The sequence below is a fragment of the Streptomyces sp. WAC06614 genome (genome assembly GCF_003949795.1).
Lineage (GTDB): Bacteria > Actinomycetota > Actinomycetes > Streptomycetales > Streptomycetaceae > Streptomyces.
Genome location: NZ_RPRY01000289.1, coordinates 1 through 8532, shown reverse-complemented (window position 1 = coordinate 8532; position 8532 = coordinate 1). Strand labels below are relative to the sequence as shown.

Annotated in this window: 11 protein-coding genes; 6 read left to right on the top strand and 5 right to left on the bottom strand. The window is 75.3% G+C overall.

Annotated elements, in window-relative coordinates; genetic code table 11:
• The coding region (locus tag EF918_RS37300) for a hypothetical protein (RefSeq protein ID WP_185921952.1) at positions 1-711 on the top strand (711 nt) is incomplete at its 5' end.
• Positions 712-763: 52 nt separating this feature from the next.
• On the opposite strand, the gene EF918_RS28090 is transcribed toward EF918_RS37300, so the two are convergent.
• The gene (locus tag EF918_RS28090; RefSeq protein ID WP_125651731.1) at positions 764-1186 is read right to left on the bottom strand and encodes a MarR family winged helix-turn-helix transcriptional regulator; all 423 of its coding nucleotides are present in this window, start codon (positions 1184-1186) and stop codon (positions 764-766) included.
• A 90-nt stretch (positions 1187-1276) separates the two neighbouring features.
• Between EF918_RS28090 and EF918_RS28085 the strand changes: the two genes are divergently transcribed.
• From EF918_RS28085 to EF918_RS28075, 3 genes are all read left to right on the top strand, one after another.
• Positions 1277-2296 (top strand): NADP-dependent oxidoreductase, encoded by a 1020-nt coding sequence (locus EF918_RS28085; RefSeq protein WP_125651730.1) that lies wholly within the window; start codon positions 1277-1279, stop codon positions 2294-2296.
• A 65-nt stretch (positions 2297-2361) separates the two neighbouring features.
• On the top strand, positions 2362-2784 hold the full coding sequence (locus tag EF918_RS28080; protein WP_125651729.1) for an organic hydroperoxide resistance protein: 423 nt from the start codon (positions 2362-2364) through the stop codon (positions 2782-2784).
• 118 nt (positions 2785-2902) lie between these two features.
• A complete protein-coding gene (locus tag EF918_RS28075) occupies positions 2903-3871 on the top strand; it encodes an EI24 domain-containing protein (RefSeq protein WP_125651728.1) in 969 nt (322 codons plus the stop codon).
• Positions 3872-3892: 21 nt separating this feature from the next.
• Here the strand turns inward: EF918_RS28075 and EF918_RS28070 are convergent, their stop codons facing one another.
• Entirely contained in the window at positions 3893-4780 is an 888-nt protein-coding gene (locus EF918_RS28070) for an NAD(P)-dependent oxidoreductase (RefSeq protein WP_125651727.1), read from the bottom strand.
• A 109-nt stretch (positions 4781-4889) separates the two neighbouring features.
• Between EF918_RS28070 and EF918_RS28065 the strand changes: the two genes are divergently transcribed.
• The gene (locus tag EF918_RS28065) at positions 4890-5225 is read left to right on the top strand and encodes a helix-turn-helix domain-containing protein (protein WP_125651726.1); all 336 of its coding nucleotides are present in this window, start codon (positions 4890-4892) and stop codon (positions 5223-5225) included.
• 21 nt (positions 5226-5246) lie between these two features.
• Here the strand turns inward: EF918_RS28065 and EF918_RS28060 are convergent, their stop codons facing one another.
• Both EF918_RS28060 and EF918_RS28055 read right to left on the bottom strand, forming a co-directional pair.
• Positions 5247-6026, bottom strand: coding sequence for a carbon-nitrogen hydrolase family protein (locus tag EF918_RS28060; protein WP_125651725.1), 780 nt, complete (start codon positions 6024-6026; stop codon positions 5247-5249).
• 5 nt (positions 6027-6031) lie between these two features.
• Positions 6032-6934 (bottom strand): LysR family transcriptional regulator, encoded by a 903-nt coding sequence (locus EF918_RS28055; protein WP_125651724.1) that lies wholly within the window; start codon positions 6932-6934, stop codon positions 6032-6034.
• A gap of 57 nt (positions 6935-6991) precedes the next feature.
• Here EF918_RS28055 and EF918_RS28050 point away from each other — a divergent pair, with 57 nt between their 5' ends.
• Positions 6992-7792, top strand: coding sequence for an NAD(P)-dependent oxidoreductase (locus EF918_RS28050; RefSeq protein ID WP_185921951.1), 801 nt, complete (start codon positions 6992-6994; stop codon positions 7790-7792).
• Between the two features lie 3 nt (positions 7793-7795).
• Here the strand turns inward: EF918_RS28050 and EF918_RS28045 are convergent, their stop codons facing one another.
• Positions 7796-8518 carry an intradiol ring-cleavage dioxygenase gene (locus EF918_RS28045; protein WP_125651723.1) on the bottom strand — a complete coding sequence of 241 codons (723 nt, stop codon included), beginning with the start codon at positions 8516-8518 and terminating at the stop codon, positions 7796-7798.
• Positions 8519-8532: the final 14 nt, after the last annotated feature.

Genomic DNA, 8532 nt, shown 5'->3' with positions numbered 1-8532 from the left:
GCCTACGGCTACCCGCCCGCGGCCTACGACCCGGGCCCGGCCTCCTACGACCCCGGCCCAGCGGCGTACGACCCCGGCCCGGCCCCGTCCGCGTACGGCCCGGACGGCATGCCCGGGGCCGGCGTCGACGGCGCGGCGGCGGCCGGTGGGGGTGAGGCCGATGCCGACGGGCTCGTCGTGCTCGCCGCGCCCTACGCGGGCCGCGGCGGCTCCGGCCGGCGCCGCGCGGGGGAGCGGCGGCGCCGCAAGGCCGCCATGACGGCCGGGCTCGGGCTGTTGATCGCCGCGCTGGGCTCGTTCGTGGTGGCCCGGATCACCGCCGAGGCGCCCGCCTCGGCCACCGACCGCGCCTCCAGCGTCGTCCTGACCGACGGGCAGACCCCGGACGCACCCGCGCCCACGGCCCCGGCCGGGCCCGGCACGGTGAAGCCCACGCTGGGCCAGGCCCCGAAGGCCTCGGCCAAGAGCACGCCGGCCGCGGACCGGGGGGCCTCCCGGTCCGCGGCCGCCTCGCCCTCGCCGTCGGCCTCGACCAGGGCCCCGTCGGCGAGCGCCGACCCGGGACCCTCGGCCTCCGGCGGCCCCTCGGCCACCACGGGCCCGGGCGGCGCCTCGCCCCCGCCGGGCAACCCGGCCCCACCGACGCCGAGCCCCAGCCCGAAGCCGACCAAGTCCTGCAGCTGGATCGAGAAGCTCTTCGGCACCTGCTGACCCGCCGCGTCCTGGCCCGGCCCGCCCGGATCGCCGCCCGAGGTGCCCGGTCTCAGCCCAGCATCCGCCGCAGCAGGTCCCGCAGCACCGTGCGCTCGTCCTCCGACAGCGCCGCCAGCGGCTCCCGGGCGAAGTCCAGGGACTCCCTCAGCCGGTCCGCGGTCTGCCGCCCCTCGTCCGTGGCGGCGGCCAGCTTCACCCGGCGGTCGGCCGGGTCCGGTCGGCGTTCGACCAGGCCACGGCCCTCCAGCCGGTCCACGATCCCGGTGATGTTGGACGGCTCACACTTCAGCTTCTGCGCGATCCGCCGCATCGGCGTCGCTTCCCCGGCCAGCAGTCCGAGCACGCGCGCCTGCGCGCCGGTGAGCTGGTGGCTCGCGGCCGCCTGCTCGTACTCCTGGTGGTAGCGGGCCACGACATCGCCGATGAGCTCGACGACCTCGGCGGTCAGGGGATCCGTACGACGACTGGGCATGGCATCAGCGTAGCGGTTTACTTGACAACATGAAATATCAAGCCGCATGGTTGTTTCAGTTCCTGAAGTAATCTTCCCTTGGAGCCCTCCATGTCCGTCATCCCTGCCGTCAGCCGCGAGTGGCACCTGGTCCGCCGTCCCCAGGGCTGGCCCGTCGCCGAGGACTTCGCCCTGCGCGAGGTGCCCGTCACCGCTCCCGCGTCCGGCCGGATCCTCGTGCGCAACCTCCACATGTCCGTGGACCCGTACATGCGCGGCCGGATGAACGACGTGAAGTCGTACATCCCGCCCTTCCAGCTCGACCGTCCGATGGACGGCGGCGCGGTCGGCGAGGTCATCGCCTCCGAGGCCGAGGGCTTCGCGGTCGGCGACCACGTCCTGCACGGGCTCGGCTGGCGCGAGTACGCGGACGTCGACGCGGCCCACGCGACCAAGGTGGACGGCTCGCTCGCCCCGCTCTCCACGTACCTGGGCGTGCTCGGCATGCCGGGCCTGACCGCGTACGCCGGCCTCTTCGAGACCGCCTCCTTCAAGGAGGGCGACGCCGTGTTCGTCTCCGGCGCGGCCGGTGCGGTCGGCAGCCTCGTCGGCCAGTTCGCCCGGATCAAGGGCGCCTCGCGGGTCGTCGGCTCGGCCGGCTCCGACGAGAAGATCAAGCTGCTCACGGAGAAGTACGGCTTCGACGCCGCCTTCAACTACAAGTACGGCCCCGTCGCCGAGCAGCTCAAGGCGGCCGCCCCCGAGGGCATCGACGTCTACTTCGACAACGTCGGCGGCGACCACCTCGAAGCGGCCATCGGCGCGCTCAAGGTGCACGGCCGCGCCACCCTCTGCGGCGCCATCGCCCAGTACAACGACACCGAGCCGGCCCCCGGCCCGCGCAACCTCGTCGCGGTCATCGGCAAGCGGCTGCGCCTCCAGGGCATCCTGGTCGGCGACCACTACGGCATCCAGGACCGCTTCGTCTCCGACGTGGCCGGCTGGCTGCGCTCCGGCGAGCTCGTCTACGACGAGACGGTGGTCGAGGGCGTCGAGAACGCCACCGAGGCCTTCCTCGGCATGCTGCGCGGTGAGAACACCGGAAAGATGATCGTTTCATTCACCGGTTAGGCTCTGCCCTACACCGTCACGACCGTGGGCGCGAGTCGGGACGACGACCAGGAGGATCTCTTCGCATGTCCATCCAGCAGTCCGACGTGCTCTACACCGCCGTGGCCACCGCCGAGAACGGCCGTGACGGTCGCGTCGCCACCGACGACGGCCAGCTCGACGTCGTCGTGAACCCGCCCAAGGCCATGGGCGGCAGCGGCGCCGGCACCAACCCGGAGCAGCTGTTCGCCGCCGGCTACAGCGCCTGCTTCCAGGGCGCCCTCGGCGTCGTCGCCCGCAACGAGGGCGCCGACATCTCCGGCTCCACCGTGACCGCCGAGGTCGGCATCGGCAAGAACGACGAGGGCTTCGGCCTGATCGTCAAGATCTCCGCCGTGATCCCGAACGTGGACGACGCCAAGGCCAAGGAGCTCATCGAGAAGGCCCACCAGGTCTGCCCGTACTCCAAGGCCACCCGCGGCAACATCACGGTCGAGCTCGCCGTCTGACGGCTCGCCCCCGCGCGCGTCCCGCGTGGCGCGCGCACCCGGCCGAAGGCCGCCGCAGGCCGCACCCCCCGACCGGGGGTGCGGCCTGCGCCGTCCGGCGCCCGTAAGCTTCCGTCCCATGGGAGATCTTGGGCGGGGATTCGGCCACCTCATGGCCGGGCAGCGATGGGTGGCGCGGCACGGCCGCTGGTTCGGCTTCGGGCTGCTGCCGGGGCTGGTGGCGCTGGTGCTGTACGCCGGTGCGCTGATCGGACTCGGCTACGGTGCCGACGACCTGGTGTCCTGGGCGACCCCGTTCGCCGACGGCTGGGGCTCGCCCTGGCTGGGCCTCTTCCGCGGCTTCCTGACCGCCCTGGTCTTCTGCCTCGGGCTGTTCCTCGCCGTGATCACCTTCACCGCGGTGACCCTGCTGATCGGTGAGCCGTTCTACGAGTCCCTGTCGGAGCAGGTCGACCGCACCGAGGGCGGTGAGGTGCCCGAGTCCGGGCTCTCGCTCGGCCGCGAGCTGTGGATCTCGGCCCGCGACAGCCTGCGGCTGCTGGCCCGGGTGGCGCTGTACGGCATCCTGCTCTTCGCCCTGGGCTTCGTCCCCGTGATCGGCCAGACCGTCGTCCCGGTGATCGGCTTCTGCGTCTCCGGCTTCTTCCTCAGCATGGAGCTCACCGGCGTCGCCCTCCAGCGCCGCCGGATGGAGCTCCCGGAGCGGCTCGCCCTGCTGCGGTCCCACCGAGCGATGGCCCTGGGCTTCGGCGTACCGCTGGTGCTGGCCTTCCTGGTGCCGCTGGTGGCGGTCTTCCTGATGCCGGGCGCGGTCGCGGGCGCCACGCTGATGGTCCGCGAACTGACCGGCGCCGACGACGCCGAGCCCGAGACCCCCGCCGAGACCGGCGACCACCGGCCCCCGGCGCCCGGCGGCCACCCGCAGGCCCCCGGCACCTACGCCCAGGCGCCCGGCGGCTACGCCCAGGCCCCGGGGGGATACCCGCAGGCCCCGGGCGGCCACCCGCAGGTTCCCGGTGGCCACCCCCAGCCGCACGGCGGCTTCGGCCCGGCGCCCGCGCCGTACCGGGACCCGCGGCAGGGCTGAGCCGGGGTCCGACCCGCCCGGCTACGCCCGGTCGCGGAGCAGGGTGATCAGGCCGGCGGCCTCGTCGCCACCGCGGGCGAGCTGGCGCTCCATCAGGCGGAAGTACGGCAGGACCAGCTCGGGGCTGACACCCTGCTCCTCCGTCGTGCGCAGCAGGGTGCCGGCGGCCGTCACCTGCATGGCCAGCGGCGAGGCGGGGCCGGCCGCCGCGCCGGCGGCGTGCACGGCGGTCATCGCGCCCAGCCATGCGGTCAGCACCGAGGTGAAGGCCGCACGGTCCACGTCCTCGCCCTCGACCAGGGCGAAGGCGTGGGTCATCCCGGCGAAGAGCCCGTACATGGCGCACAGCAGGGCCCCGTCGTGCAGGGCCGCCGAGCCCGGGTCCGTCCCCACGTAACGGGCGCCCGCCAGGACCTCCAGGGCCTGCCGGTGCCGGTCGAACAGCTCGTGGGAGCCGCTGTAGAAGACGTAGCCGCCGGAGTCCGGCACCCCGATCATCGGCGGCACCGCCATGATCCCGCCGTCCAGGAACCGGGCCCCGCGGGCCTCGGCCCAGACCGCCCGGTCCCGGGCCTCGCCCGGGGTGCCGGTGACCAGGTCGACCAGGTCCTTGCCGGTCAGGTCGGCGTCGGCGAGGGTCGAGCCGACCGAGGCGTCGTCCAGCAGGCAGACGACGACCAGCTCGGCCGCGGCCACCGCCTCGGCGGCCGTGGCGGCGACGGTGGCGCCCTCGGCAGCCAGGGCCCCGGCGCGGGCGGGGGTGCGGTTCCAGACGGTCACGGGGTGCCCGGCCGCCAGCCAGGCGCGGGCGAGGGCGGTGCCCATGGCGCCGAGGCCGAGGAGGGCGACGGGGGTGCGGGCGGACCGGGCGGCGATGGCGTTCGTACGGGTGTTCGTGGAATGCGTCATGCCCCCCAGCCTTGGCCCCGGCCGGAAGTGGATCAAGTACGCACTTCGAAGTGGGTGCTTACCCTGAAGTGAGCAAGCGGGTCATGAAGGTACGGCAGGGGGAGCGGACATGGCGGTGACGAAGCGGCCGGGCTCGGCGGAGTGCGGGCTCGACGCGGCGATGGAGGTGATGGGCGGGAAGTGGAAGGTCGTCGTCCTGTGGATGCTGGAGAGCGGCCCGCGCCGGTTCGGTGAACTGCGCCGCAGCATCGACGGAATCACCGAGAAGGTCCTCGCCGCGCACCTGCGCGAGATGGAGGCGGACGGCATCGTCCACCGCGAGGTCTACGACGAGGTCCCGCCCCGCGTCGAGTACTCGCTCACCCCGATCGGCGTCGAACTCAACGACGCCCTGGCGCCCTTGAGCGCCTGGGGCGCCAAGTACCGGATGCGCGAACCGGCCTGACGGCCCGCCGCCCGGGCCGGCTCAGCGCCCCGCCACCGCCCCCGGACCCGTCACCGGCGCCTCCGCCACCGGCCCCGGCACCTCCGCCACCGCCCCCGGCACCTCCGCGACCGCCAGCCCCGGTGCCCGGTCGTCCGCCTCGGCCAGCAGGGTGCCGTCCGGTGCCCACACCGCGGCCCCGCCGCAGCCCGTCCACGGCCCGGCCGGGCCCACGTGGTTGGCCAGGGCGACGTACAGCCCGTGGTCGCGGGCGAGGGCGGGGTGCAGGGCGGCCCGCTCGCGCACGCCGTTGCCCGTGCCGTACAGCGAGCTGGCCAGGTGCACCCGGCAGCCGTCCGCCGCGCCCCGTGCCGCCAGCTCCGGGACGTGGTTGTCGAAGCAGGTGGCCAGGCAGAAGCGCAGGCCGCCGAGCTCGAAGCGGCCGTCGCGGTCGCCCGCCGAGAAATGGTCCCGCTCCTGCTCGTACAGGTGCTGCTTGGCGTACGTCGTCAGCAGGACGCCGGCCGGGCCGAAGACCAGCGAGGCGATCACCGGGCGCCCGCCCGGGCCGGGCGCGGCGCAGTTGACGACGGTGGCGATGCCGCTGGAGCGCAGCGGGTCCAGCCGCGGGTCCTCGGGCGTGACCCACAGGGACGGGTCCTCGGCCACGGCCCGCAGCTCGTAGCCGGTGAGGACGAGTTCGGGCAGGACGAGGAGCCCGGCCCCCTCCTCGCGCGCCCGGACGGCCAGGGCCGTGGCCCGGGCGACGTTGGCGGGTACGTCGGCGGGGACACAGGTCAGCTGGGCCGCGGCGATCTTCATGCCGCTCAGCCTGCCAGCCGCGCCGCGGCCGCGCGCAGCAGCCCCAGGAAAACGGTGACGGCGGGGGAGGGGGACGGTCCGCGCGGGGTGGCCGCGTACACCGCGCGCCAGGGGGCGTCCTCGGGGTGCAGCGCGACCAGGGCGAGGTCGGGCCGGGCGGCCGAGGCCGCGAGCGCCGGCACCAGGGTGATGCCCAGACCGGCCGCGACGAAGCCCTGTTTGGCGATCCAGTCGGCGACCACGAAGCCCGTGCGCGGCCGGAACCCGTCGGCCACGGCCGTGCGCATCAAGGTGTCTTCCGGCCGGGCGCTCCCGGCGATCCACTCCTCGTCCGCGAGCTCGGTCAGCCGCAGGACGGCGCGGTCCGCGAGCGGGTGGGTCCGGGGCAGGGCGACGTACATCCGCTCGTCCAGCAGATGGTGCAGGTCCACCCCGTCCGGCCGGCCGTCGGGGGCCGCGACCACGGCGAGGTCCAGCTCGCCGGCGGCCAGGAGGCGCAGCAGCCCGGCCGACAGCCCCTCGGCCCGGGTGACCGAGACCCCCGGGTGCCGGGCCCGGAACGCGGCCAGCGCGCTCGGCAGCAACTGGGCGTCGGCGGTGGCGATCCCCCCGACCCGCAGCCGGCCGGCGGCCAGCGTGCGCAGCGCCTCGATCTCGGCCCGGGCCGTCGCCAGCCGGGCCTCGACCGCCTCGGCGTGCGGCAGCAGGGTGCGGCCCGCCTCGGTCAGCCGCACCCCGCGCGGCAGCCGGTCGAACAGCGCCGTGCCCCATTCGTCCTCCAGCGCCTGGACCTGCCGGGACACGGCGGACTGGGTGTAGCCGAGGGCCCGTGCGGCCGCGGTGAAGGAGCGGTCGCGGGCGACCCGCAGGAAGACCGCGTACAGGCTCAAGCTCTGCGAGGTGGGCATGGTGGCCATGCTAGACATTCGCTTGTGGCATGCCGGGGCGGCTCCTAGCGTCGGGGCATGGAGAAGATCGAGAAGACCGCCTTCCTCGGACTCGGGTCCATGGGCCTGCCGATGGCCCGTCACCTGCTGGCGTCCGGAGTCCCGTTGACCGTCTGGAACCGTACGGCGGCCAAGGCGGCCCCGCTCGCCGCGGAGGGCGCCACCGTCGCGGCCTCGGCGGCGGAGGCCGTCCGTGACGCCGATGTCGTGATCACCATGCTGGCCGACCCGGACGCGGCGCTCGCCGTCGCCGAGGAGATCCTGCCGGCGCTGCGACCCGGCACCCACTGGATCGACACCTCCACCATCGGCCCGGACGCCGTACGGGAGCTGGCCGGGCGGCTGCCCGCCGGGGTGACGCTGACCGACGCGCCCGTCATGGGCAGCGTCGACCGTGCCGCGGCCGGGCAGCTGTGGGTGCTGGCGGGCGGCCCCCTGCCGGGGCCGGTCGCCGAGCTGCTCGGCCGGCTCGGCGAGGTCACCCGGTGCGGGCCGGCCGGGTCGGGGGCCGCGCTCAAGCTGGTGCTCATCAACGCGGCGATCGGCGGGGTCGCGCTGGTCGCCGAGGCCCTGCGGCTCGGCCGGGAGCTGGGCCTGCCCGAGGAACTGCTGCGCGCCGAACTGGCCAAGGGCCCGCTGGCGGGCGCGGTCGCCCGGGCGTACGCGGAGGGGGTGTACTTCCCGGTGCGGCTGGCCGCCAAGGACGTGGCCCTGGCCACCGCCCTGGCGCCGCTGCCGGTGCTGGACGCCGTGCACGCGGCCCTGGCCGGGCGGGCGGACCTGGCCGGGGAGGACCTGTCGCGCCTGCGCGACCGGTAGCGGTCAGGCGATGCCGACGACGTACTCGGCCTGGTAGCCGGAGTCCCCGTCCGGGACCGGCTTGAGGGTCATGCTCGGGCCGAACTCGCGGTAGCGGCTGTCGCGGCCGTTGGGGTTCTTCGGGGCGGTGCGGGCGGCGTAGGGCTCGGTGGCGTAGATCCGGCGCAGCAGCGGTTCCGGGAAGAAGAGCTGGGAGGCGGTCTCGGTCCGGGTCTCCGGGCGCACCTTGAAGTGGATGTGCGGGGCCAGCCCGGCGTACCAGCCGGGCACGATGGTCCGGAACGTCACCCGGCCGGCCCGGTCGGTGATCTGGGTGCCCCGCAGGAAGCTGTCGCCGCCGAGCGAGTACGTGCCGGAGGCGTCGGCCTGCCAGAGGTCGATCGGCACCCCGGCGAGCGGCCGGCAGCCGGCGGAGACCCGGACCACGGTCAGGTCCAGCCGCAGCGGTACGCCGTCCCGGCCCTCGGTGACGTCGGAGCGCGCCCGGTCGAGGTCGAGGTAGTACGGGCCGGTGCCGGCCTCCGGGGTGAGCACGCACCGGGGAACGGCGGCCGCGCCGGGCGAGGGCGTGGCCGCCGCGGCGGCGGCCGCCGCCCGCTGCCGGGCGGCGGACCCGGTGGCGCGGGAGGACCCGGAGCAGCCCGCCGTCAGGGCGGCGATCCCGGCCGAGCCCACGGCGAGGAGCAGCGTACGGCGGCGGGGCCGGGCGGGGGCGTCGTCGGTCATGCGCACCTCTCACG